This window comes from Pedobacter aquatilis (assembly GCF_032678405.1).
Classification (GTDB): Bacteria; Bacteroidota; Bacteroidia; order Sphingobacteriales; family Sphingobacteriaceae; genus Pedobacter; species Pedobacter aquatilis_A.
In genome coordinates this window covers 91,219-117,516 of record NZ_JAVTSJ010000006.1, presented here as the reverse complement: position 1 = coordinate 117,516, position 26,298 = coordinate 91,219, and the positions used below count along the sequence as shown (strand labels likewise).

Sequence of the window (26,298 nt, the reverse complement as noted above, 5' to 3'; positions counted from 1 at the left end):
GGTCTTTCTTAAAGTGACTTAAAGGGTTTATTAATTTCATTTCTAATTTTGTGTAGATCAATATGTAATCTGGCCTATATAAACACTTATTGATATAGAAGTCCTGTCATCACTGATAAATGAAATCCAGGTATGAAAGGTATCGCCTTTTGTTAAGTTGGGTATTTCCAGCGTTTCCTTACCAATGTATCGCCGGTTACCACTAAAAATGCAATCAGCCCGCTTATTCGTTTTATTATAAGCTAAAACCATTACCTGGTCGGTGGTACGCCCGTTACCTCCGGTTGAATTTATTTCCCAGCTAAAGTGTAATCCGGAATCATCAATATAATGTTTTGGGACATTTGGCTGTTCCAGTACACCATATGTGAGGATAATCTTTGAATAGTCAATTTCACCTGCCTCATTAAAGGCGTTGATCATGTTAAAAGATTTGGCGGCGTTATGCGCAGAGATACCCCTGCGTTTAGACTCGAGGTTAAAACCAGTTTTAATATAGTAGAATACGCCAGCAAGAAAATGCTGCATTAGGGTGAATTTTTTACGACAAACCTGTTGTTTCGCTGTCCCGATTTTATTCTTCTGGCTAAACTTTGGCAAGCCTCTGATTACCCATTTTCCATTTAGCTGGTAGCCGATTACGCTTCCAACTTTACCGGTGAAACCACCGTTAATTCCTTCATTTAATATCGCCATAACTTTTAAGATTATGGGATGATTAGTACTAATTTAATAAAACTTTATATGAAATACATAATTAATTCTGTTTTGAGAAACAGTTTGCTCGGGTAGAATTGTCATAAACCCGACCAAAGTCCGACTAAAATCCCTTTTATCCCCCTCTGAAAGCTTATCATTAATCAGAAAAATACTGCCTATTCAAGAACTTTTTTCAAAAAAAAGCTCCTGTAAGTAAATTACAGGAGCCTTTTAAGCTGACTATTTTTTAAACGTTATTTGATCTGTTTGAGCAGATAAGCACCATAACCACTTTTTACCAGCGGTGTTGCGATTGCCTTTAATTGCTCTCCACTGATGAAGCCCATGCGATAGGCGATTTCCTCTATACATCCGATTTTTAAACCCTGACGTTCTTCGATAATCTGAACGAATTGCCCGGCCTGCATTAAGGAAGTAAAGGTACCTGTATCTAACCAGGCCGTTCCTCTTGATAAAACACCAACTTTTAGGGTACCTCTCTCCAGGTAAACTTTATTTACATCAGTAATTTCATATTCACCTCTTGGAGATGGTTTAATATTTTTGGCGATTTCTACTACATCATTATCATAAAAATATAAACCTGGTACCGCATAATCAGATTTTGGTTTTTCAGGCTTTTCTTCAATTGAAATTGCCTTTTTGTTCTCATCAAACTCTACTACGCCATAGCGTTCAGGATCTGAAACCTGGTAAGCAAAAACAACACCGCCTTCAGGATCTGAACTGGCTTGTAACAATTTAGCCATTCCATCACCATAGAAGATATTATCACCAAGTACTAAGGCAACTTTATCCTTACCGATAAATTCTTCACCGATCACGAATGCCTGGGCAAGCCCGTTTGGCTCAGCCTGTACGGCATAGCTGAATTTGCAACCTAGCGAGCTACCGTCACCTAAAAGTTTCTCAAAATTTGGTAAATCATGGGGCGTAGAAATGATTAAAATTTCTTTGATACCAGCCAGCATTAAGGTTGATAAGGGATAATAAATCATTGGTTTATCATACACCGGCATCATTTGCTTACTACATGCAAGTGTTAATGGATGTAAACGTGTTCCGCTGCCACCAGCTAAGATTATACCTTTCATATTTGAAGATTGATTATTGATTATTAATTTGAGCGATACATTCAACTAGACTGTCTCTCCAGTACGGAATGGTCAGATTAAATGTTTTTTTAATTTTAGTTTTATCCATTACAGAAAACGCCGGGCGCTTTGCTTTTGTTGGATATGCAGCACCAGGAATCGGATTAGCCTTTACCTCTGTACCACTGATATCGAATACAGCTTTTGCGAAATCGAACCAGGAAGTTACGCCTTCGTTGCTATAGTGATAAATACCATAAGCTTCGCTTCCCGAATCAATAACTTCAAAAATAGCGTTGGCCAGATCAATTGCATAAGTTGGAGTACCCACCTGATCGGCAATAATGCCTAGCTCATCACGTTCTGCTCCGAGCTTCAGCATTGTTTTTACGAAGTTATTGGCATATTCTGAATATAACCAGCTCGTGCGCAAAATAAAATGTTCATCTACATTAGCGATAACAGCACTTTCTCCATCGAGCTTAGTTACACCATAAACATTAATAGGTTTAGCTACATCATCCTCTGTTAAAAGCTTTACTTCATTCCCTTCGAAAACGAAATCGGTAGAAATATGGATTAAAGTAGTCTGGTTTGCCTTACAGGCAGTAGCCAGATAGGCAGCACCAGTTTCATTTATTGCTTTTGATAAATCAAGCTCATCTTCCGCTTTGTCTACTGCAGTATATGCCGCACAGTTAATTACAAAGGCAGGTTTTTCCTTTTCTAACAAAGTGTTTAAAAGCGCAGCATCCAAGATATTTGCATCTTTTTCTGCCGGAAAAACAATATCTGTAATCCCTTTTCGCTCTGCTACGGTTTTAAGGCATTGCCCCAGCTGACCGCCAGCACCTATTACTAATATCTTAGCCATTTAAAGAAGCAAAAGTATTTAAAATTAAGTCCTTATCAGAAATAGCAGCTTTCTCAGCCGGAATCATCCAGTCGATGGCCAAATCCTGATCGTTGTACATAATGCCGATTTCAGCAGATTTTTCATAAAAGTTATCACACTTATAAAAAAACTCAGCCGTTTCACTTAATACCGAAAACCCATGTAAAAAGCCACGGGGTACATATAGTTGTAATTTATTCTCGGCACTTAATTTAACAGATATATGTTTGCCATAGGTTGGTGAGCCCGGACGGATATCAACAGCAACATCTAAAACCTCACCCTTTAAAACACGAACCAACTTAGCCTGCGCAAACTCGCCAGCCTGGGCATGTAGGCCCCTGATTACGCCATATGATGAAAATGATTGGTTATCCTGAACAAAATTACCTGATAAGCCTGTTTTTTCTTCAAATGTTTTTTTATTAAAACTTTCAAAAAAGTAACCTCTCGAATCTTCAAAAACCCTTGGTTTAATAATCACACAATCTTTTAATCCCGTTTCCTGAATTTCCATTATTTATTGCTGTATTGTTGTTCGTAATAAGACTGATAATTACCTGATGTTACGTTATTTAACCAATCTTCATTTTGAAGATACCAATCAACTGTTTTTGCCAAACCTTCCTCAAACTGCAAACTTGGCACCCAATCTAACTGGTTTTGTAATTTTGAAGAATCAATAGCATACCTTAAATCATGGCCTGCACGGTCGGTTACATAAGTAATTAGTTTAGCCGATGTACCTTTTTCACGACCTAATTTCTCATCCATGATGGTGCACAGTAAATTAATTAAATCGATGTTTTTCCATTCGTTATGGCCGCCGATATTATAAGTATCACCGGTTTTAGCGTTATGGAAAATAACATCGATGGCACGGGCATGATCTTCAACCCATAACCAATCGCGAACATTTTCTCCTTTACCATAAACAGGTACAGGTTTGTTGTTCTTAATATTATTTATGGCCAAAGGAATTAATTTCTCCGGAAAGTGATGAGAACCATAGTTGTTTGAACAATTTGAAATTACACAATCCATACCATAAGTATCGTGATACGCCCTAACAAAGTGGTCGGAACTAGCTTTAGATGCTGAATAAGGACTGTGCGGATCGTATGCTGTTGTTTCTGTAAACATACCTTCTTCGCCCAAAGCGCCGTAAACTTCATCTGTACTTACATGGTAAAAACGTTTTTTATCATAGTCGCCCTTCCAATATTCACGGGCAGCATTTAGCAAGTTAACCGTACCAATTACATTTGTTATTACGAAAGCTGTAGGGTCAGTAATTGAACGGTCTACATGGCTTTCAGCCGCCAGGTGAATCACGGCATTAAAGTTTTCTGCTTTGAATAAAGCATTCATTGCAGCAGCATCCGTAATATCTTCTTTTACAAACCTGTAATTAGGTTTATTTTCGATATCAGTTAAATTTGCAAGATTGCCAGCATAGGTCAGCTTATCAAGGTTTACGATTTCGTATTGAGGATAATTGGTTACAAAACGGCGCACTACATGGGAACCGATAAATCCGGCACCACCGGTTATTAATATTTTTTTCACTTTATGAGGATAAATGCATTTTCAATCGGCTAAAATAAGATAGTTATTGGAAATAAACAATTTAGGTTGGCAGTTATGTAACTTATTTATGGTTAAACTTTGAAACGGATGATACAATTGTCAATCAGTTTCTGAAGGAAAATCTAATCCAGCATTTGTTTGGGAGACAAGCATTAAGAGAAGAAAGCATATTTCCAGCAGCTTCTCCAATTGTTCATACAAAGGATAGATGATACGTTCATCTGCATCAACAATGCTACTCTTTTTGCTCAAACCAATCTGAAGCCATTCTTTTAAACCATATCTGATCCATTTTACTTTTTTAAATGTCAGGTGCGTCCTTAAATAGCGCATTGGATTCGCCTTATCCTTAGTATTTAGTTCAGTTATAACATATGCTACATCTGTGTTTATACTCAATGATTCATTTGCTTCATGCGTAAACAAAATCCAACTGCCAAAACTATCGGCTTTGTGGCTGTAAGGTTTATCCCTTGGATATTTTAAATCGCTTTGCGCAATAACATAGCTGGCATGAATTAAACGGATGAGCTGTTCGTAAAAGAAAATTAAAGCACCTGTATTTTTAAACCGGTTCTTTTCGGTTAAAACTGCTTTAAACCATTTTTTTAAATCTCTTTTGTACTCACCCAGGCTGAATGCACTAAAAAATGATTCGATCTCGAGATAGGGATTTTCCAGGTACTCATCATTTAACAGGTAAGGGCAGGTATCCTGAAAACGCTTATGCTTTTTGGAGATAAAATTTGTACTTAGTTTATTCATAATCTTAAAAAATTATTTAAATTGACTAACTGTATTCCAGAACTAATATAGCTAAAAGAAGTAAGAATATCTAATTTTAATTAGATTAATCTTATTATTTAAATGTAAATGACTGAAAATCAAAGGTTAAAAATTTTAATTGATCTGTTAAAATTTAAAACGCAAAAAGATTTTGCTGATGCAATGAAGATCAAAGCAGGTTCACTCTCAGACATATTACGGGGACGTGGGGGAATGGGTATATCGGAAAGTGTCAAGGATAAGTTGGAGTTCCGATTTAATGTAAACAGAATATGGCTTGAAACGGGTACCGGAGAGCCTTTTAATAAGCGAGGTCCCGTAGTATCAGAAAGCAAAGAAGGCGTTCCTTATTTTGATGTTAGTTTATCAGATATTGATACATTAATACTTGAAGAAGAAAAAGCAGATTACTTTGTAAATTATAAACCTTTTAATGATTGCACGGCATATCTGCCTGTTTATGGCGATAGTATGTATCCAAAATATGCTTCAGGTGAAATTATAGCCGTTCGGGAGGTTACCAATTACGATGTTTTGCAATGGGGCGAAGCTTATGTAATTATGACTAACGAAAAATCGAATCAGCTAAGAAGTATAAAATTACTTTTTGAACATAGCGATAAGGCTAAACTTATCCTCCGTTCATCTAATCCAAATTTTAAAGGCGATACAGTAATCGAAAAAGCAAGCATTACTTCCCTTTACATCATCAAAGGAAAGATTACCAGAAACCTGATCTGATTTTAATAAAGTTATTAGTTAACTGATTTTTTAAGCGTACTTAATTAGAAAACTAAAGTGTCTTAACAGAATTTTCAAGTTCTTTATACCATTCCTCACCGTATTTACGGATAAGTGGTCCTTTTAAAAAACTATACACCGGAACCTTTAATTCGCGGCCAAAAGTACAGGCATCATGGCAAATGTGCCACCTGTCGTAATTTAAAACTTCGAATTCAGGATATTTTGTAATACGGATTGGATATAAGTGACAGGAAATGGGTTTCTGCCAATCTACAATCCCCTGTTCATAGGCTTTCTCAATGGCACATTTAGTAATACCGCCTTCAAAAAGCACATAAGCACATTCCTTATTTTTATCAACGCATGGGGTTGTTAAATCGCCATCTTCATCTACAACATAAACACCCTGTTCTTCGATAGCCTTAATCCCTTTATCGTTTAGAAGATGCTTTATTTTAGGATAAATTTCTTCAAGAATAACTTTCTCATCATTATCCAACGGTGCCCCTGAATCTCCTTCAACACAACAAATCCCTTTGCACTTGCTGAGGTTACAAACAAAATTTTCCTTTAAAACATCTTCGTGCACCAGCACCTGTTCTACTTCTATCATCATTACTCTTTTGCTAATGCATATTTTAAACCTTCGGCCGATTTTAATTCCATCGTTACAGCGCCAACCAAAATTTCTACCTGGGCCTTTACGGGCACCCGGTTCCCATCATCGGTTACCCAAAGATACAAACGGCTATCCTTTTTAAAAATCCTTCCGGGCTTTATCGATGGACTGAATTTCAAGCAACGGATATTTCCGAGCTTACTCTTTACGGTTTCCTTGCCAATATATTCAATTTCCAGCGCCGAAATTTCATCGCCAAGGAAATAATTCAATTTAAATTTATCGCCTATCTTAAGCTTGCTGATGTCAAGACTCCTGGCAAAATAATAAGCTGATACTAAATCGAAGGTTTGCGTTGTGGGCGTCGTAAATGTACCCCTGTTCGAAACTACTTTTTTAGCATCTTGTGTAAAACGGGCTTTATCCTGCCTTCTATAGCTTGCTTCACGTATATTCTCCTGATAGAAATAAGGCAGTAAATCAGTTTTATCGATATAAGAATCGTAATGATCCCTTATTTTATAAAAAACATCGAATGTTCCCGATGTCTGTGCATCAACGGTAAGCTTATATGTTGGCTTATTGTCGAACTTCAAATCAGAATTTTGCACCTTAATTGTTGCTTCAGCAGCGGTAATGAAGCCGTAGCGTAACTTATAATTCAAAACTTCACCTTCTTGAAAAACCGCTTCTTTTTTGAGCGGCAACTCCTGCGCAGAAGCCGTTAGTGTACTTAAAGCACACGCCATAATTATTAATAACCTTTTCATTTGCTTTGTCTGTTTCAATTGTGCCGACACTACATTAAAGATACCTTATTTGCAGTTATCAAGACAAGATATGCAAAAAGCAAACCAAAAATTAATCTTTTCTTTTAAATACGGGAACTGTAGAACAAGGTTCGCCAAACATAATGCTCTTAACCACAGGCGTAAGCAGGTTTGTAATTTCTACATATGCAGCTACGGGAACGTCGATATCACCACAGCCTTTAATCACTACACGCTCGTTTGCATAATCCTGAGGATTAATCTTTGCCAGTGCCTTTGAAAACATTACAGCCTCCAGGGTATCAAGATTTCCAAAAACCACTTCGTTTGCAAAAGGTTTTAGGCGATTAGCCAGAAGCATGTAAGCCCAGGTAGGGACAATTGCATCGGCCGAACAGATAATGGAAACATTCTTGTCCTGGTATTGTGACCAGTCGTGGTTCTTAATAAACTCACGAAAATCTTTTTCTCTAAGCATTAATCCATGGAAAAGATTTTCCTTGATATCATAAACAATGCGTTCGCCAGAATGATAATAATCTTCGAGGTTTAAAGTAATTAAACCACTGTTAGCAACCTTATTAACAAAGTTTTCCTGAATTTCCATAGCCTCTAAATAAAAAAACCGTTCTGACTTAACATCAGAACGGTTACAAAATTACGTAATTTCTAATTAATAGAATTTCACGCGATTGTCTTTTATCTTCGCATTATCTTGTAAAGCCTGGAAAGCAGCACCTAACGAGCGCTGACCTAAGCTCAACATCATTGTTTCTTTTTGTTTGAACATGTTGGCGATAGGGGCAGGATTTGTAAACCCATCAACTGAGAATACATAAACACCACGCTCACCATCAACAGGTGCAGAAACTTTACCTGGCTGCGCACCAAATACAGTACCTACAAGTTTATTTTCCTGAGAAACACCTGGAATAATCGGGTTAGCAAAAACGATATTCTGAACCGGCATTACCGAACGGCCAACTTTAGCAGCAACCTGATCTAAACTGGTTTTACCTGCTCCTTCGAACTTAGATTTCAGCAATTTAGCTTTAGCAGCATTTAACACCATTGGCTGGATTTCTTTTTTAACAGCATCTAAAGGTAAGGTTCCTTTTGGTCTGATATCTGTTAAGCGGGCTACAACATAAGCATCGCCCATGGTATATATCTCAGGTAACACATCACCTTTATCAGCGCCATAAGCATCCTGGATTAATTTACGTGGGTTATCTAAACCTGGAGCAAAACCTTGTGTTGCAGTAATTTTATCAGCTACAGCAATTTTCAGTTTATCTTTTTCAGCAAGTTTTGCAAAATCATTTCCTTTAACTTCTGAAAGGAAATTACTTGCAGCTTTATAAGCAGCCGCCTGTGTTTTGCTGCTGGCAGCTAATGCTTTTTCAACATAAGCAAGTTTTGCCACTTTTGATGAACCAATTTGTTTTTCAATTTTAATCAGGTGAATCCCGAACTGAGATTTAACCACTTTCAAATCACCAACACTTCCGTCGAATGCAGCATTTTCAAATTCAGGAACCATAGCACCACGTGCAAAAGTACCCAACTCACCACCTTTATCTTTCGAACCATCAACACTGAAAGTTTTTGCCAGTTCTGCAAAGTTACCGCCTTTGGCAACCACTGATTTTAATGAATCGGCTAATTTAACGGCTTTGTCTTCACCACCAACTTTAGCAGGGTCGATTAAAATATGGCTTGCCTTTACTGAGTCAGGAGAGAAACGGGTTGCTACAACCTTAACAACTTTATAAGAATTACCAGATAAAGCCGGGCCATAATAGCTCCCAGCAGGCAATGAGAATACTGCTGAATCTACCGCAGGATCTAATTTACCTTTAGTGATATAGGTAAAAGGAACTTTAACATCAGAATTAATTGCTGCGAAAAGTGAATCGCTTTTAGCTATTTTAAAATCAGCAGCAAGTTTTTCTATTTGTGCTTTAACCGCTAACGAATCAGCCTGCGTTGGTTTAATGCTGAAGGTTACGTACTCAAAAGTACGTGATTCCATAGGATTGTTAAAACGGGCTTTGTTTGCATCGTAATACTCAGTGTAATCTGCATCGGTTAATTTAACAGATGCATCTGGAATTGATGTATAATCAAGACTTACATATTTAAAGTTGGCCAGTTTATTACGATTGTTATATTCATCTGTTGCTTCTAATGAAGTTACATAAACCGAATTACGGATTAAGTTTGAATATTTTTGTTGTAAAGCCTGGTTAGTAACTTCAGTTTGCAATAATGCAGACTGGCTTTGTGCCTGAGGATCTTTAGATTTCAAGAAGCTGTTTAACTGCATACGGTCGATTTGACCGGTTTGAGGATTTGTAAAGTATTGTTTGATTAACTGGCTAGGGTTTTTTCCTACCAATAAATCAACAAGTTCATCAGGAGAAACCTGTAAACCTAAACGATCGTATTCTTTAGTTAACAAAACACTGGCTAATTCAGCATTCCATGCCTGATCTACAGCCATCGCCTGCATCTGTGCATTTGCACTTCCGCCGTATTGTTGTTTAAATTGATTTAAATTTTGCTCTACCTTCGGGCCAAAATCATCAATACTGATATCTTTTCCGTCAACCGAACCCACCGTTTTCTGGTTTGCGGCCCAAAAAGGCTTACCCACGTTAATTGCATCGCCTACTAAAAATGCAACAATTGCAAAACCAATAGCAAAGACCAGTATATAGCCTGCACGGTTACGCAAAAATGTCATTAATCCCATATTGTACTTTATATTATTTAGTTTTTTTAAGAGGGCGCAAGATACAAATTTGCCTTAAAAAAGAAAATACAAAATTTTATTTATCAACTGTTTAATTTTTAAGTAAATAGAAGACTAAAAAAAAGTGTTTTTAAGGCACTATTGCATCTTTTAAAACGCCTTGTCCGGTAGCGGTATTGATTTCGTAGGTACTGAAATCCTGAGGCGCTTTGAAGTCGACACCATTCAGAATATTTCCATCGATTGATTTTACCGTAACATTCTGTGTAGAATAGAAGAGTTTCTTAGCCTCGTCCCATATAAGTTCCTCTGAAGAAAAGGTATCACCTTTGGCATTTTTAACGATGACATTCTTCCTGAAAAAGGTCTTTTGCTCCCATTCTTTCCTGACAGCATAGTCACAGATGAGCGTACCATCAATTACGCCAGGCTGGTTAACGTTAAAGAAATCAATTTTAACGCCCTTAATCATTTCCTGATAAGTTGTACCGTTTGCATTGGTTACCTTATCCATAATCGGGGCATTTCCTTTAGCCTTTACCCTCGCAGAGTCGCTATAGATAATTTCAACACCAATAGTCCTGTCTCTGGTAATGGCTGATTTCTGGCTACTTACGGCACTGGCCTTTTTCATATCATCATCTCCGCACGACACTATGAAAAGTGGCAACAGTAGAATTAAGCCATATAAAAAAGCCCTCGAAGCCATTAATCTACTTTATACTTACGGAACCATTTATCGTTCAGCGTAAAGCCTAAATGAAAGTTGATGTATTGTTCTTTTACAAGGTTATTGGTTAAAGTACCACGCTGACCAACCTCTGTTGTAAAGTTAATTTTGTAGAAAGACAAGCCGTTTGCAGAAGGCAGCGGGAAGCCAAAACCAATGGAGGCACCCATCTGCTTAATATCCTGGCTACCAATTTGAATGTAAGTTTTATCGTAGCTAAGCCCTAAGCGATAATCAACACGTTTGAAATAACTGTTATAGGAAGTAATATCAGGTGTGAACTGTGTACCCAAAGATGCTCCCCAACTGTTTTGCAGACCCTGATTAACATTATTAATGCTAACTGTAGACCATTTGCTCATTCTGAAGTCGGCACCAATTAGCCATTTATCTGTTTGCTGAATGGAAATACCGAAATTATGCGTTAAAGGCAGCGTAAGGTTCGATTTTGCATTAACAGTATAACTTACGGTATCGCGTGCGGTATTTTCATTCCCACTGGCATCACGTGTATATTGTGTGGCGTAAAATGATTGTTTTGAACTGATATTACCGGCAGTGCTACCAGAATAACCCAATGTCATTGATGTTTTAGGTGCCAAATTAAAATTATACTGAATACCATAAGAATAGTTAAGGCCCCCAACACTGTTTTTATTCTGCAATTTGGCATTAACGGCACCAGCAGCAGTATATTCCGTTGCACGGGTAGTTAATAAATTACCGAAAATATACTCAACATTACCACCAATACTTAAGTGATCACCAAACTTATAACCATAACCAAAATATGCTTTTGATAAACCGCCTTCACCTTCATAAAGCTGATCTACAGAAAGGGTATCAACTTGAACGGTATTTTTATAGTTATAGCCTAAATCTGAATATGGTAGTACACCGAAACTTAAAGCCGATTTTTTTGTTACAGGAACTGCAAAAGCAATATGGCTGAATGTAGAGTTAAAGCTAGATTCTGACAGGTTATTTCTTGATAAACTTGTAATGCTGGCGCTCATCCCTACATCTATTGTAGTTAAATTAATGCTCGAATAAGAAGCCGGATTCTGCATGTTAATGTAATTAAACCCGTTAATGGCGCTAACTGCAGTAGAAATACCCCCCATGGCCCTTAATTGTGGCAATAACGAACCTTTAACATTTCCAAGTCCATATCTCGAATATGGTGATGATGTGGTAACCTGTGCCTTAACACTTAAACCACAAACTAGAACGAGTATGGCTGCAATATAATTTATTCTTTTGTACATTTTAATCTGCAATAGCTTCATTTAATCCTTTTAATACCAAATAGGAATCTTTTATTATTTGTGGCGCAAAGATGCTGTTTTGTAACTGGTTAAACAAGAAATCAGCATCTCCACCTGTTAAAATAACCTTTAAGGCACTTTCCTCTTTATTATTGAGGGCTATAAACCCTGTAATTTCATTCATTACCCCTTGTAAAATACCGTTTTGAATAGCGGTTTGGGTATCTCTTCCTGCCGGGATAGCTGCTTCTGCATCCCAGTTTACCAATGGTAATCTTCCGGTAAATTCGTGCACAGCTTTAAACCGCATGTTTATCCCCGGACTTATGCTCCCGCCGAAATACTCTCTTCGGGCATTAAGCAAATCGTATGTGATGCAAGTCCCGGCATCAATAACCAAACTTGAAACATCAGGAAATATTGCATTGGTTCCTAAAATAGCAGCCCACCTATCTAATCCTAAGGTTGCAGGCGTTTTATATTTGTTTTGCACGCCATTTGTAAGCAAAGCTGAAAAACGATTATACCTGGTTTTCTCCTTTAGAAAAAACTCGAGGGCATCAATTTCTTCATCAACAGTGCTAATAATTGATTTTGTAACCTGGTACTCTCCAACCAGCATCTTCAAGTCGTTTACCGTTAGCTTATTAAAACGGTGATAATGGATAATTTCCCTGCCTGCAAAAACTGCAATCTTGGTTAAAGTATTACCAATATCAATACTTAAATTATGCATCTATATAAACAAGAATCAATTGAATCAACATCACTATACCGTGCTGAAAAGTCCGGAAACTCCACAATCATGCCACAAAGCTATTAATCTTTAACAAGTTTCGAGGAATCATTTTGTTAAAAAAGGTTAAACAAAGAGAAAGTACTGCACAGCAATTACGAATAAAAGAAAGAGTGTTTCGTAAAACCATCTTTTTTTTGCGTTGCTAAAATAATATGCAAGAAGCACTGCTCCGGGTGGTACACAAAGTAAAAAGTGCCATGTACGGAAGCCTGGTTTGAGGTAAAAACTTAAGGCGGCAACCAGAAACATAAAGAACAACATCTGAAAGCCTTTACGGGTACTGATAAAACTTCTGAAAAAGTTTTCCCTGAGTTGCAACGATGCGAGCACCATAATAACTGCAACGGGGATAAGCACAAGGTAGTCGTTGTAATTTATTTTAAATACTGAAGGGAATTTATTTCCAAGCGGTTTCCAGATCTGATAAAAGTAAGGCAGGTTATCTTTCCAGAAATAAAATACTGCAAGAAAGAAAAATACAGTTAAAAACCCTACTACACCGGCAACCCACTCCCGCCAGTTGAAGGATCTGAAGAGTAACAGCGAGAGGAAAATCATGATCAGCATGGCCATGAAAGGAAAATAAATCAAAGTGCCAATGGCGATTATCATACCGATATCAAACACCGTGGTAATGGAGTTAACGCTCTTATTAAGCTTTAAAAACTTATCAATAAGCCATATCAATAAGAAATTACAAATCAGTGCGGGATTTAGTACCATAAGTTCCTTTGACAAACTCGCTCCGGTTACAAACAATAAAGCTGGCAAGAAGCTTGGTTTGGCCAAAAGGTTATGGTTATTAATAACGCGGTTAAAAATTAAGGCCTGAACAAAAATTAAAACCGCAGCAAAAAAAACATTTGTTGAAGGGGAGAATGCTTTTTCTAAATTGATGTTGATCAGCAGCCTGGCGAAAGGTTCCAGAAAGTCGAAATTCAACTGTTCAGGAAGCTCATAAAACATCACCATGCGCATAAAAAATGTATATGCCAGCAGCAATATTAGATTTACCGGATTTAACTTTCTGAACTGATTAATCATGCCTTTAGTAGAATTGGCAAAGTAAAGATAAAAAGCTGAAAGCTGAAAGGGTTATGCTTAAAGACGGGCGTACTTTTTCACCATATCGTCGATAATCTTCTCTGTTTCGTCAGGAAAGTTAAATTGATACTGCTGTGGGTTTTCTACCCATTGTTTTATAATGGGCAACCACTTTTTATTGCTCCCCCAGATAACAGGCAAACCAAACTGTTTTAAGGCATAAGCATTACATTGCTGTTCGAACTGGAAACGCATTGGTGCAACCAGCAATTTTTTGCCCAGGTAAAGTGCTTCAGAAGGACCTTCAAAACCACCTCCGGTGAAAAGTCCTTCGCAGGTGGCGAGACTTTGGTTAAACTTTTCGTTGTTTACCGGCGCTACAGTTACATTCTGCTCCTGATAGCCTACTTTATTATGTTTAGAGAAAACCTGCCATTTCACTTCGGATATCTGCACCAGTAATTTTACCAAATGTTTATCATCAATAGCGGGCAGATAAACGGTGTAATGACCGAGATTTTTACTTTCCAGCTTTCTGATTTCCGAACGGATAACGGGTGTATAAATAAAGTCGTCGTACCTGTCGAAATGAAACCCTATGTGGTATTTAGTGGGTGCGTAGTGGCTAAGAATAACTTTTCCCCAATCGATGGTTCGTGGACGGGGAACTTTTTTTGATTTAAATGCAGCCTGATGGCTTAATGAAACGCATTCTATGCCCTGCAGCTTACAGGCCCATGCACTTACGGGTTCAAAATCGTTAACAATAAGGTTATAATCTTTAAGCGGAAGCTGTTTCATATCTTTCCGGAAACGGAAGAGATTCATATTCAACCAGGTTTTAAAATGGTCTACGCCTCCTTTTTTTCCGAAGATAAAACTAAAACCATGCAACTGGTACTTAACCGGCTGGCTTAATTTTACATCGGCCTGCGTCCCACTCACCAATATATCGAGTTCGCCATATTTTTGAAGCAATGGGATAATTTCTCTTGCCCTGCTGATATGTCCGTTGCCGGTGCCTTGAATTGCGTAAAGTATTTTCATCTGATAATGTCCGAATATCTAAAATTATCGGGCAATTTCATATTTAATATTCTCTAAAAGTAAATTTATATCAAGTTTACTTTTCAAATCTTCAGCATCAGAAAGGATTCCCTCATCAGTTTCATCCTTCATAAAATCTTTATGATCGTATTTAAAAACAGTCCAGTTTTTATGGTTGTACTCTAATGCCGTTAAACTCTCGACCCAATCACCACTGTTCAGGTAGGTAACCTTTCCATGTTCGGCAGATATCTCCCTTTTCTCAGGCTGGTGAATATGGCCGCAAACTACGTACTCATAACCCTTTTCAATGGCCAGTTCTGCTGCTACCTGCTCAAAGCTATTAATAAACTTAACGGCATCTTTAAACTTGGCTTTAATTTTTTTGGAGAAACTCATTTTTTCCCTTCCAAAAGCGTTTAATACCCAGTTTACAAAACTGTTTAATAAGATCAGTGTGTCGTAGCCAACTGCGCCCATCTTAGCAAGCCACTTCGAATGTTGCATGGTAAAATCAAAAACATCGCCATGAAAGAACCAGGCTTTTTTCCCGTCAAGCTCGAGAATAAGTTTATTGGCCAGGTGAAAAGAACCCATTTCCATTCCATCAAATTTACGAAGCATTTCATCATGGTTACCGGTTAAGTAATGTACCTCTACTCCTTCCGAAACAAATTTCATGAGCTTACGGATAACTTTCATGTGCGACTCTGGCCAGTAGCTTTTACTAAACTGCCAGATGTCTATTATATCGCCATTAAGGATAAGCATTTTTGGCTTAATACTTTTAAGGTACTTCAAAAGCTCTTTAGCATGGCAACCATATGTACCAAGATGCACATCTGATATAACAACTACATCAATATTTCTTTTATCCATAATTAAGAATTTTAAGGGGGAGTGATTTTGTTACCGCTTTGAAAAAGCAGTTTAAGAACAATAAAGCTATTTTACCATTCTTCTTCCTCATCGAGTTTTACCTCAAAAGGACTAAAAAAGTAAATAACAACGATTAAAAGACAAATCGCAAAGAATGACTCTAACATATCACCTGATTTTAAAACAAAGGTAAGACTCTGTATATCAAACAAATGTTACGACATTGTTAAATTTAATCACCCGATTAATATTTCTACTGAAATGACAAAAAAAATACCCTTAGCGCTTTCGCTAAGGGTATTTTAGAAAAATATAAGTAGCTCAGGTTATGCCTTGGCTACTTTCTTCTTTTTGTTTTCCGAATAAAAGCCGAAACCTAAACCCAGTACCAATAAAATTGACCCTGCCAAAGAGATTTTCTCTCCGGTATAATATGAGGTTGGGTGGAAAATAAATTCCAATTTGTGATTACCAGCTTCAAGTTGTGCAGCACGTAAAACGTAGTCAGCCCTGAAATATGGTTTTTCTACACCATCGATATACATTTTCCAACCTTTGTTGTAGTAAATTTCAGAGAATACAGCCACTACATCTTTAGAAGTTGAGTATTCGTAAGTTAAATGATCAGGGTTATAGTTTGTTAATTTAATGAAACCTTCCTGTCCGGTGCCTAAAATTTTACTGTTCATTAAGTTTTTATAACTCTCATCAACAATCGCTTCTTTCTTAGCATCGAAGCTGCTTATGGCTTTCATTTCTTCATCCGAATTTTTAACATACTGAACACTTTCTACAAACCAGGCATTACCACAAGCAGTTGGATTGCGCTGCATTTTATAAGAACCAGTTTTCTGGTCTTGTGAGATAATGTACTTTGTATTCAACATATCCAATACATCCTGGTTGATGCTTTTCGAAAACTGGTTTTGAATAAGTTCGTCAAAACGCTTCAATTTGGCAGCATGGTAACCACCAATAGTTTTATGAAATGCAGAAGTACTTGCATCAGAAAATGTTGCAATAGACATATCGAAAACCCTGAAATCAGGATCTTTATCGGCAGCAATAAAAGTATCTACATCACGCGGCTGAAAGTAATCAGAAAGATCACGTTTTGCCTCAAAGCTTTTGTTGTTCAGGTATCGCTTATCAACCTGCCACATATCAATTAAAACAGCGAAAGTTAATAATCCGAATGCCAGTTGCATATTCATTTTCTTGGTGATGAATGCCCACACAACACCAAAACCAATGGCTACAAAAATAAATGAACGGAAAGCATCGCTACGTCCTATCGAAACTCTATCTTCAACCAGGCCATTTGCTATTTTTTGTGCGATGGCTGCATTATTCTGAAGTGCTTGAGTAAGGGCCTGTACAGCTTCTGCATGATTTTCCGCTTTAAAACTGAAAAACAAGGTTGGAACGATCGCGATAATTAACGAAATACCGCCAACTATACCCGCCGACCAGGTAAGCTTTTTAACCAAAATTTTCTGATCAGTTTTACCTTCCTGAATTTCTTTAACCGCGAGGATTGCCAGAATCGGCACTACCAGGCCTACCACGGCCAAAATAGATTCTACTGCCCTGAACTTATTGTAAAGCGGGAAATAATCGAAAAACAGATCACTAACAAAAGGAAGGTGTCTTCCGAATGAAAGCAACATGAAAAGAATTGTTGTAATTAAAATCCACCACTTAAGCTGGTTTTTAACAATGAATAATCCAAATACAAAAAGAAAACAGATGATTGCACCAAAGTAGTAACCGCCCTGTGTAAATGGTTTATCGCCCCAGTATTGTTGCATGTTAAAGTTTTGAGCCAAAGAACGGATTGCATTATCTGTTTGACCAGGATCACCTCCTGTAACTTCAGAAACAGCCTTATACATATTGCTCTCAGGTTTAACCAATTCATCAACACCGGTTGCACCTCCATATAAATCGGGGATTAAGAAAGTAAAACTTTCGCCAACACCCTGGCTCCATTGGTAAGCATATTCTTTTGACATGCCTGTATCTTTACCCGCAGCCGCAGTAACCGTTAAATTTGATTTGCCACGGTTTGTTTCTTTTGCATATTCTGCAGTCGACCAAAGCAAACCAGCATTAATCATAACAGCTAAAATAACAGATAGCGCCAGGAAGCCTATTGATTTGGCGAGCGATGGTAAAGTTTTAGCTTTTATTGACTTAAACAATTCTACGCCAACAAAAATCAGGATAGAAAGCATCAGATAATATGTCATCTGTACGTGGTTGGTTCTGATTTCAAGCGCCAGAAACAATGCCGTTAAACTGGCCCCATACCAATACCGGCCCCGCATTGTTAAAATGATACCGGCAATTATAGGCGCAAAAAAGCCTATTGCTAAAGCTTTACTGCTGTGCCCACTGGAAATGAGAACAAAGTTATAGGTTGTAAAGGCAAAAGCGATAGCTCCTGCTGCAGCAAGCCATGGATTTACCTTTAATACGATAAACAGGAAATAAGAACCGATTAACAGTAACAAAACCGTGCCAACGGGATTAGGCAATGCTTTCGTTATTAAAGCAATACCATAAGTTGCACCATTGTATGCATAAGGAACCCAGATTTGAAAAGCCGGCATACCGCCAAACATCTGGTTTGTCCAGAGTGGTGCTTTGCCTGTCTGCGCTTTTACATCCATAATCTCCTTCTGCATAGCCTGCGATTGGATGACATCGCTCTGTGTAGGCGTTTTACCCTGTAAAACAGGGCTTAAGTAGGCAAAACAAATGACTACGAAAATTGCAATAATGGCTATATGAGTGCCATTGTTTTTAAACCAGTTATTCATTAAGGTTTGTTTAAGTTTAAACGAACGTCAAAAATAAAAATTTGAACGGTATATTAAAGGAATAAATTGAATGCCTTTAGATTAAAAATTTAGATTTGCATAATCGCTATTGTTCATCCAGAATATTCATCATGAAATTCACTGCAATTACCCTTCTTTTTTCAATATTGATCAGCACCAGTTTTGCACAGTTGGTTAGTTTAAATTCAGCCGAAATAAAAAGCCTGAAGCAAAAAATAAATCAGAATCCTGAAGCAAAAAAACTTTACCTGAATTTTGCTAAATCGGCTGATGATTTCCTTAGCGAATTACCAAATCCTGTTGATACCATACGCACGGAAGGCTTATTGCGTGGCAACCCGAAAAAAGAACGTACTGCAGTTGCTTTACGCGATATGAACAAGATGTATGTCCTGGCGCTACAATACAAAATTACCGGCAATAAAGAATACCTGAGCAAGGCTGATGAATTTCTGATAGCCTGGGCAGGAGTCAACACACCAAATGGAGATCCGATTGATGATACGAACCTGGATAAGGCCATCGAAGCTTATGATTTGATTAAGGATGATATTCCGTCAAAAGATAAATTTTTAATCACGGCATGGTTAAAAGCGACGGCTTTAGCTGAAATTAATAGTAAGCGAATGAACAGAAACCAGGGCACCGGTATTAATAACTGGAATGCACACCGTTTAAAAATAGTTGGCGAAATTGGCTATGCTTTAAACAACCTGGAGTTTATAAACTGGACAATTGAACGCCTAAAAAAGCATATCGAAGTAAATTTGAATGAAGATGGAACAAGTTTTGATTTTAAGGAACGTGATGCCATGCATTATCACATCTATGATTTAGAACCGATGTTACGCCTTGCATTGTTAATAAAACGTGCGGGCGGAGAAAATTTTTATACTTATCAATCGCCCAAGGGTTCGTCAATTAAAAAGTCTGTCGATTGGCTTATACCTTACATTAAAGGTGAAAAACAGCATGAAGAATATATTAACACAACTGTAAAATTCGACAGAGACAGGGCAAAAAACAACGAAGCAGGCTTTGCTCCCGGCACTATGTTTAAACCAGAACTGGCTTTACCTGTACTTAAACTATCCGTATATTTCGATTCAAGCCAGATGAATTTGTTATCCGCTTTAAATCAAAAAGGCAAAGACTGGCAAATGTTTACAGATGACATCAGGCAAAATGAATAAACTTTCAATAATTTTTGAAAGTTTAAAAAATTAATATATATTTGGTCATGGAATTAGCTGAAGGAAAATTAAAATTTATTGAGGCCTGGGGCAAAATAGGTTCTGAATGGGGTATTAACAGAACGATGGCACAAGTTCATGCGCTTTTATTAATTTCAGCGGAGGCACTTACCACCGAGGAAATAATGGAACAGCTGAGCATTTCGAGAGGGAACGCGAATATGACACTCCGTGATCTAATCGGTTGGGGACTAATTGAAAAACAGCATAAAGCCGGCGAAAGAAAAGAATATTTTTTTGCAGATAAAGATGTATGGAATATTGCCCGTCAGGTAGCCAAAGAACGTAAAAAGCGTGAACTTGAACCCATATTAAAAGTGCTTGGGGAACTATCTGCTGTAACCGGCGATGAAAAAGACCCAGAATTTAAGACTTTTCAAAAATCAGTAGCAGATATTAATAAGCTAGCGAAAAACGCTGATAAAACGATCGAAACTATGCTAAAAGCTGAAGAAAACTGGTTCTGGGGCTCAATACTAAAAGTGTTTAAATAGATATAATGGTGATAGATACAAATAGACCTTAAATGGTCTTATTTTTTCAAACAATATTTCATTATTTACTGAAAATTCTAAAAATAAAATATCATGAAAACACTAAAAAATCATGTGATACTTTTTGATGAGGATTGTCCGATGTGCCACGCTTACACAAAGGCATTCACACGGTTAAACATGCTACCAGTTAATGGGCGGGCGGCTTATCAGAATACACCTGCGCACATTTGCCCGATGGTCGACAAAAAGCGGGCTGCTAACGAAATTGCTTTGGTAAATACTGCAACTGGTGAAGTAATTTATGGAATAAATAGTTTGTTTAAAATTATAGGCAATTCAATACCTTTTTTTAAACCATTGTTTGGTTTTGGCCCATTTCTATGGTTAATGAAAAAAGTTTATGCTTTTATCTCATACAACAGGAAAATCATTATTCCGGCTGAAGTGAAAAAAGATGTTATACAGCCAGATTTTAAACTCAATTACCGGATTGCCTTCTTATTATTTACCTGGTTTTTAACAGCATACATTTTAACTGCTTATGCACAGCTGCTGACAGATTTTGTGCCATTAGGCAGTAAATACCGTGAATACATTATTTGCGGAGGTCAAATCATTTTTCAAGGTGTGATCATCACATGCTATAAAAGAGAAAAGCTTTGGGATTACTTGGGAAACATGATGACTATTTCGTTTGCAGGAAGTTTACTACTGGCTCTTCCGTTAGTTTTAAGTAAATGGCTACAAGCACCTCCTACATTTTACGTCTTATATTTTTTATTGATTGCAAGTTTAATGCTTCTGGAGCACTTACGAAGAAGCAGGATTTTAAAACTTGGCTTACTCATGAGTATTAGCTGGGTATTTTACAGGATAGTTATTTTAGGAATCATTTTTATTTACTGACATGAAATACAGCAAAATAGTTCTTGCAGGCGGCAATGGTTACCTGGGAGGTGTATTGGCAAAACATTTCAGCCATATGGCTGATGAAGTGGTTATACTGGCCAGAAATTCCAAAGCAAATGAAGCCAATATCAAAACATTTGTCTGGGATGGAAAAACAGCAGGTTTATGGGCTAAGGAATTAGAGGGCGCCGATTTACTCGTTAATCTTTGTGGTAAAAATGTAAACTGCCGGTATACAAAAAAGAATAGAACTGCAATTATCGACTCAAGGGTATTGCCAACACGCTTGTTAAATAACGTTTTGCAGGGATTGACTAAACCACCAAAGTTATTCATCAATGTTACTTCTGCAACTATTTATCGTCACGCAGAAGACAGGTTTCAGGATGAACTTACCGGAGATATTAGTTATGGTTTTTCAATTGATGTATGCAAAATCTGGGAGCAAACATTTTTTGAAACCAATATTCCAGAAACCAGAAAAATTGCCTTACGAATGGGCATTGTTATGGGGAGAAAGGATGGCGCATTTCCGAGACTACTTAACCTGGTTAAAATCGGAATGGGCGGAAAACAAGGTAATGGGGAACAATACGTAAGCTGGGTACACGAGCAAGATGTTGCTAAAAGTATTGAATGGTTAACTGACCATCAGGAAATTGAAGGAATTGTAAACTGCACAGCTCCAAATGCCGTTAAAAATACCGCCATGATGAAAATACTTAGAAAAGCCTATGGGATTCCTTTTGGAATACCTACGCCAACCTGGTTACTCGAAATCGGTGCAAAAATTATAGGTACAGAAACAGAGTTAATTTTAAAAAGCAGATGGGTAAAACCAGCTGTGTTAATAAATTCAGGATTTACTTTTCAATACGCCAAAATGGAAGACGCTTTTCACGACATTTTAAGCTTGAAGGTTTAAAAGCATAATCCCATTATTGGAAAATATGTCTGGCAGTGAAGCTTTTATAAACAAAAAAGTCCTGATTTTCATCAGGACTTTTAATTATTTAATCTCTTCGTAATCTACAAAATCTCCGAGTTTATCTGCATTTCCATGATTTGATTTTGGAGGCATATAATCAATTGATATAGATCCTTCTGGTTTTCTTTTAGGTTGCTGTGCCTGTCCGCTTGCCTGCTGCTGCATTTTACCGGCTAGGTTATTAAAAAGCATAGGTAACAATAAACGGATCAGGATTCTGATTACCCACAGTACCAATACGGCTATGAAAAGGAATTTAATTAATGGCATTCTTATTTCTGTTTAGTACAAATATAGACGTAGCTAAATTTATTTTGTTACTTTTTAACGGATTAATTGCAATTTGATTACAAATAATTAATCTTCAACAATCTCGCAAACTCTTCCAATCTGCCCGTCTTCGAGCCTTACTTTTATCCCTCTTGAATGGAAATCAGCTGAAGTTAATAAATTTTTAACAATGCCATAGGTAACATTTCCACTTCGCTGATCCTTTTTAAGGATTATCCCTACTTCTAAGCCTGGGTATATATCTTTTCTGTTTTGTCCGTCCATATTTACTTAAGGAAGCTTTCTGAAATCTATTTCAGGTTTATTTCCGGTTAATTTCCTTACAAAAGTAGTTTTTGGAATGGTATAAAGGTTAAAGAATCCACAGTTTTTCAAATAAAATGCATTGTTTTTTTCACCCCCGGCAAAATCCATCCGATAACCTTTATTTCCGGTATTATCGGTAGTAAACCTTGCTGTATCCAACGCTGTCCAGTTGCCTTTATCATCGCACATCCATTGATTGTTAAAAAAAACGCTACGTGTTTTATCGCCTTGCTCTGGAATAAAATTTTCCAGAAAAGAATGAAAACGGCTTAAATAAGTTTGCGTTTTCGGGCGTTTAAAGCTGGCGATGAGCTGCCATTTACCTGTTTCAGGCGCATAGAAATAAGCTGTGTAAGTGGTTGTACTGTCTAATTCTGTTACGATATCAACTGTACCATCTGTGGCATTTGGCTTTGCCTTTTTAGTTCCAGGTTCGCCGTGAAGCAAAAACCTGTAAGTATTCCCTGCCTTCCAGGGGAAATTTAAGTAGCTCTGCCCACCTGATCCTTCATTTCCGAATTCTCCTGTATGGACATTTTCGCCTTTTTTTAACATCTTAATTTTATGCGATTCAGGAATACTTTTAGGATCATCAGTATTAAAAGGACTCCATACCGAGAACAAAATATGTCTTTCACTGGGCCCGTTTACCTGCATACCGAAATATCCTTCGCCAAAACCGCAGGCCATAAAATAAGAACCCAACAAGTCTTCTCCGGCAGGAACCGTTACTTCGTTATAAAACCACTCTGCATTTACTGCTTTAGGCTGAATGTAATTTAAATGAACAGATGGCCCTCTCCTTCCCCAATGGAAAAAATTACCTTCATTGTTTTTTACAAAAGCAGTTTTTCCAGCTAAAGCAGAACCTGAAAGGCTTAAATTCTTGATTGAAGGAAAATACTTTTTACTTTTTTTGAGCCCTTTAATTTGAATCGCTACGTAACCTGTATCCTTAATCTGCCACTCACCAATTTTACCATTAAAGGCTTTTTTTTCTTCAAACAAAACCTTTTTCGATTGTTTATTGATCGAAAATTCAAGTGTCGACTCTCCCTCAATCAAAGGTTTTTCATTAATTGAAAGAATTAACAGACCGGGTTTAGAAATTCTGATATACGCTGTAAAATATTCTTTCGGATCAGTCCAGTTTACAAGACCATCGTTTGTAATTGTTTTTCCTTCATCTACATGATAAGAGCTAAAGGCATTGCCGGCAAGCGGGAGCGAAATAACATTTTGGCCCGAAACATTTTTTACAGTCAAAAGGACTATGAAGTAAAAGAATACTTTAATGAGTTTCATTTATAAATTTAAAATATGGCCAGAAAGTATATAATTGTTAATACTGATAAACGGCTATTTACCAAACTTCTCGTTATACATTTTTTCCAGGGCGAACATTTCATCCCTGAGTTTTGCTGCCTGCAAGAAATCCATTTCCTTTGCAGCTTTTTGCATATCTTTTCTGGTATTATCAATTGCTTTCTGAAGTTCAGCTTTTCCCATATATTGTACAATAGGATCAGCTGCAACGCTAACTTCTGCATTTTCGATATAAGCCCTAGCTTTATTGTCACTTGCCTTTTGAGAGAAATCGAGCACGGCCGTTTGTTCCAGAATTGCCTCACGCGATTTACCAACAGTTAAAGGTGTAATGCCATTTTCGAGGTTATAGGCAATCTGAATATCCCGGCGTCGGTTTGTTTCTGAAATCGTTTTTTCCATACTTTCCGTTATGCCATCGGCATACATGATTACGCGTCCTTTATCATTTCTTGCCGCCCGGCCAATAGTTTGAATCAAAGATTTTTCCGAACGCAGGAAACCTTCCTTATCAGCATCTAAAATTGCCACTAAAGTTACTTCAGGTAAATCCAACCCTTCTCTTAAAAGGTTAATCCCTACTAATACATCAAATTCTCCCAAACGTAAGCCCCTCAGAATTTCTACCCGTTCAAGAGTTTTAATTTCCGAATGGATATAGCGGGTCTTTATATTCAACCTGTCCAGGTATTTTGTTAATTCTTCTGCCATTCGCTTGGTAAGCGTAGTAACCAGAACGCGTCCACCTTGTTTTATGGTAACATCAATTTCTTCAAGTAAATCATCAACCTGATTAATTGCCGGCCTGATTTCGATAACTGGATCTAATAATCCTGTAGGGCGAATCACCTGTTCAACCACAACACCTTCTGATTTTTCGAGTTCGTATTCTGCAGGGGTTGCACTCACGTAAATTGTTTGTGGTGCCAAAGCTTCAAATTCGGTGAAATTAAGCGGACGGTTATCTAAAGCAGCCGGAAGGCGGAAGCCGTATTCCACCAGCGATAATTTCCTCGATCTGTCACCACCATACATCGCCCTGATTTGCGGAACCGTTACATGGCTTTCATCAATTACCATTAAGTAATCTTCGGGAAAATAATCTAACAAACAGAAAGGGCGCATTCCTGGAGAACGGCCATCAAAGAAGCGCGAATAGTTTTCGATACCTGAACAATAACCCAATTCCTTCATCATCTCAATATCAAAGTTTGTCCTTTCTTCAAGGCGTTTTGCTTCCAGTAGGTGCTTATCAGCGATGAGTTGGTTTTTACGGATTTCAAGTTCTTCCTGTATTCCCCAGATAGATTGATTAAACCTGTCTTTTGGTGTAACGAAAAGATTCGCAGGGTAAATCGCCATATCTTCCATTTTTTCCAAGGTTTTTCCTGAAACAGGATCAATTGCTGAAAGTTCTTCAATGTCATCTCCAAAAAAAGAAATCCGGTAAGCATGGTCCAGATAAGCTGGAAAAATATCAACAGTATCGCCTTTTACCCTGAAAGTTCCACGCTTAAATTCTGTCGTTGTTCTTGAATATAGAATTTCGACCAGGCTATGTAAGAAAGCATTTCGAGAAATTCTTAAACCTACGCCAAAACGGAAAACCATTCGCGAAAAATCATCAGGATTTCCCATACCATAAATACAGGAAATTGAGGAAACTACTATAATATCCCTCCTCCCACTCATTAAAGCAGAAGTAGTGCGTAACCGCAATTTTTCGATTTCTTCGTTAATGCTTAAATCCTTTTCGATGTAAGTATTGCTTGAGGCAATAAAGGCTTCGGGCTGATAATAATCATAGTACGAAACGAAATAGTTAACAGAGTTTTCAGGGAAGAAATTTTTAAACTCTCCGTAAAGCTGGGCCGCAAGTGTTTTATTGTGGCTCAGGATTAAGGTTGGTTTTTGTGTTTGCTCAATAACATTGGCTACGGTAAAGGTTTTTCCTGAACCTGTAACGCCTAACAATGTTTGATAATGTTCATTTGCATTTACGCCATCTACAAGTTGTTTAATTGCGCCTGGCTGATCGCCTGTAGGTTGATATGCGGAGGTGATTTTGAATTTCATCGGTGTATCAAATATACGATTTCGGTAACAAAGACTAAACAGCTTAAAGTCAGTAAAAGTTAT

26 protein-coding genes are annotated in these 26,298 nt (G+C 37.5%); 5 read left to right on the top strand and 21 right to left on the bottom strand.

Features of this window, described 5'->3' with window-relative positions; translation table 11 throughout:
• Positions 1–57: 57 nt before the first annotated feature.
• The 6 genes from R2R71_RS16505 to R2R71_RS16480 form a co-directional block, all read right to left on the bottom strand.
• Positions 58–696: a DUF6266 family protein gene (locus tag R2R71_RS16505; RefSeq protein ID WP_316832380.1), complete on the bottom strand. Its 639-nt coding sequence runs from the start codon at positions 694–696 to the stop codon at positions 58–60.
• 257 nt (positions 697–953) lie between these two features.
• Positions 954–1,814 carry a glucose-1-phosphate thymidylyltransferase RfbA gene (rfbA, locus tag R2R71_RS16500; protein WP_316832379.1) on the bottom strand — a complete coding sequence of 287 codons (861 nt, stop codon included), beginning with the start codon at positions 1,812–1,814 and terminating at the stop codon, positions 954–956.
• 13 nt (positions 1,815–1,827) lie between these two features.
• A complete protein-coding gene (gene rfbD / locus R2R71_RS16495) occupies positions 1,828–2,688 on the bottom strand; it encodes a dTDP-4-dehydrorhamnose reductase (RefSeq protein ID WP_316832378.1) in 861 nt (286 codons plus the stop codon).
• Entirely contained in the window at positions 2,681–3,226 is a 546-nt protein-coding gene (rfbC, locus tag R2R71_RS16490; protein ID WP_316832377.1) for a dTDP-4-dehydrorhamnose 3,5-epimerase, read from the bottom strand. The genes rfbD and rfbC overlap by 8 nt, the downstream gene beginning before the upstream one ends.
• The gene (rfbB, locus tag R2R71_RS16485) at positions 3,226–4,278 is read right to left on the bottom strand and encodes a dTDP-glucose 4,6-dehydratase (RefSeq protein ID WP_316832376.1); all 1,053 of its coding nucleotides are present in this window, start codon (positions 4,276–4,278) and stop codon (positions 3,226–3,228) included. The genes rfbC and rfbB overlap by 1 nt, the downstream gene beginning before the upstream one ends.
• A gap of 120 nt (positions 4,279–4,398) precedes the next feature.
• Entirely contained in the window at positions 4,399–5,064 is a 666-nt protein-coding gene (locus R2R71_RS16480) for a hypothetical protein (protein WP_316832375.1), read from the bottom strand.
• Positions 5,065–5,172: 108 nt separating this feature from the next.
• On the opposite strand from R2R71_RS16480, the gene R2R71_RS16475 reads away from it, so the two are divergent.
• Positions 5,173–5,826 (top strand): helix-turn-helix transcriptional regulator, encoded by a 654-nt coding sequence (locus R2R71_RS16475; protein ID WP_316832374.1) that lies wholly within the window; start codon positions 5,173–5,175, stop codon positions 5,824–5,826.
• 52 nt (positions 5,827–5,878) lie between these two features.
• Here the strand turns inward: R2R71_RS16475 and R2R71_RS16470 are convergent, their stop codons facing one another.
• From R2R71_RS16470 to R2R71_RS16420, 11 genes are all read right to left on the bottom strand, one after another.
• A complete protein-coding gene (locus tag R2R71_RS16470; RefSeq protein WP_316832654.1) occupies positions 5,879–6,442 on the bottom strand; it encodes a DUF3109 family protein in 564 nt (187 codons plus the stop codon).
• A 2-nt stretch (positions 6,443–6,444) separates the two neighbouring features.
• A complete protein-coding gene (locus tag R2R71_RS16465; protein WP_316832373.1) occupies positions 6,445–7,218 on the bottom strand; it encodes a DUF3108 domain-containing protein in 774 nt (257 codons plus the stop codon).
• Between the two features lie 91 nt (positions 7,219–7,309).
• Entirely contained in the window at positions 7,310–7,825 is a 516-nt protein-coding gene (locus R2R71_RS16460; RefSeq protein ID WP_316832372.1) for a DUF2480 family protein, read from the bottom strand.
• A gap of 66 nt (positions 7,826–7,891) precedes the next feature.
• Positions 7,892–9,976, bottom strand: a complete 2,085-nt coding sequence (locus R2R71_RS16455; RefSeq protein ID WP_316832371.1) for a SurA N-terminal domain-containing protein — start codon at positions 9,974–9,976, stop codon at positions 7,892–7,894.
• Positions 9,977–10,106: 130 nt separating this feature from the next.
• Positions 10,107–10,610, bottom strand: a complete 504-nt coding sequence (locus R2R71_RS16450; RefSeq protein ID WP_316832370.1) for a hypothetical protein — start codon at positions 10,608–10,610, stop codon at positions 10,107–10,109.
• Positions 10,611–10,684: 74 nt separating this feature from the next.
• Positions 10,685–11,974 (bottom strand): hypothetical protein, encoded by a 1,290-nt coding sequence (locus R2R71_RS16445; protein ID WP_316832369.1) that lies wholly within the window; start codon positions 11,972–11,974, stop codon positions 10,685–10,687.
• A gap of 1 nt (position 11,975) precedes the next feature.
• The gene (locus R2R71_RS16440) at positions 11,976–12,710 is read right to left on the bottom strand and encodes a type III pantothenate kinase (protein WP_316832368.1); all 735 of its coding nucleotides are present in this window, start codon (positions 12,708–12,710) and stop codon (positions 11,976–11,978) included.
• 126 nt (positions 12,711–12,836) lie between these two features.
• Positions 12,837–13,817, bottom strand: a complete 981-nt coding sequence (locus R2R71_RS16435; protein ID WP_316832367.1) for a DUF6427 family protein — start codon at positions 13,815–13,817, stop codon at positions 12,837–12,839.
• Positions 13,818–13,874: 57 nt separating this feature from the next.
• Entirely contained in the window at positions 13,875–14,864 is a 990-nt protein-coding gene (locus R2R71_RS16430; RefSeq protein ID WP_316832366.1) for a glycosyltransferase family protein, read from the bottom strand.
• 24 nt (positions 14,865–14,888) lie between these two features.
• Positions 14,889–15,743 carry a UDP-2,3-diacylglucosamine diphosphatase gene (locus R2R71_RS16425; protein WP_316832365.1) on the bottom strand — a complete coding sequence of 285 codons (855 nt, stop codon included), beginning with the start codon at positions 15,741–15,743 and terminating at the stop codon, positions 14,889–14,891.
• Positions 15,744–16,069: 326 nt separating this feature from the next.
• Positions 16,070–18,568, bottom strand: coding sequence for a YfhO family protein (locus tag R2R71_RS16420; RefSeq protein WP_316832364.1), 2,499 nt, complete (start codon positions 18,566–18,568; stop codon positions 16,070–16,072).
• A gap of 131 nt (positions 18,569–18,699) precedes the next feature.
• Here R2R71_RS16420 and R2R71_RS16415 point away from each other — a divergent pair, with 131 nt between their 5' ends.
• The 4 genes from R2R71_RS16415 (at position 18,700) to R2R71_RS16400 (ending at position 22,173) form a co-directional block, all read left to right on the top strand.
• Positions 18,700–19,782: an alginate lyase family protein gene (locus R2R71_RS16415; RefSeq protein ID WP_316832363.1), complete on the top strand. Its 1,083-nt coding sequence runs from the start codon at positions 18,700–18,702 to the stop codon at positions 19,780–19,782.
• A gap of 47 nt (positions 19,783–19,829) precedes the next feature.
• Positions 19,830–20,336 carry a GbsR/MarR family transcriptional regulator gene (locus R2R71_RS16410; protein WP_316832362.1) on the top strand — a complete coding sequence of 169 codons (507 nt, stop codon included), beginning with the start codon at positions 19,830–19,832 and terminating at the stop codon, positions 20,334–20,336.
• A gap of 93 nt (positions 20,337–20,429) precedes the next feature.
• Positions 20,430–21,245 carry a DUF393 domain-containing protein gene (locus R2R71_RS16405; RefSeq protein WP_316832361.1) on the top strand — a complete coding sequence of 272 codons (816 nt, stop codon included), beginning with the start codon at positions 20,430–20,432 and terminating at the stop codon, positions 21,243–21,245.
• 1 nt (position 21,246) lies between these two features.
• Positions 21,247–22,173 carry a TIGR01777 family oxidoreductase gene (locus R2R71_RS16400; protein ID WP_316832360.1) on the top strand — a complete coding sequence of 309 codons (927 nt, stop codon included), beginning with the start codon at positions 21,247–21,249 and terminating at the stop codon, positions 22,171–22,173.
• Between the two features lie 84 nt (positions 22,174–22,257).
• On the opposite strand, the gene R2R71_RS16395 is transcribed toward R2R71_RS16400, so the two are convergent.
• The 4 genes from R2R71_RS16395 to uvrB form a co-directional block, all read right to left on the bottom strand.
• Positions 22,258–22,506, bottom strand: a complete 249-nt coding sequence (locus R2R71_RS16395) for a DUF4834 domain-containing protein (RefSeq protein ID WP_316832359.1) — start codon at positions 22,504–22,506, stop codon at positions 22,258–22,260.
• A gap of 87 nt (positions 22,507–22,593) precedes the next feature.
• The gene (locus R2R71_RS16390; RefSeq protein WP_316832358.1) at positions 22,594–22,791 is read right to left on the bottom strand and encodes a YwbE family protein; all 198 of its coding nucleotides are present in this window, start codon (positions 22,789–22,791) and stop codon (positions 22,594–22,596) included.
• Positions 22,792–22,797: 6 nt separating this feature from the next.
• Positions 22,798–24,138, bottom strand: a complete 1,341-nt coding sequence (locus R2R71_RS16385; RefSeq protein WP_316832357.1) for a DUF3472 domain-containing protein — start codon at positions 24,136–24,138, stop codon at positions 22,798–22,800.
• Between the two features lie 54 nt (positions 24,139–24,192).
• Positions 24,193–26,235, bottom strand: a complete 2,043-nt coding sequence (gene uvrB / locus R2R71_RS16380; protein ID WP_316832356.1) for an excinuclease ABC subunit UvrB — start codon at positions 26,233–26,235, stop codon at positions 24,193–24,195.
• Positions 26,236–26,298: the final 63 nt, after the last annotated feature.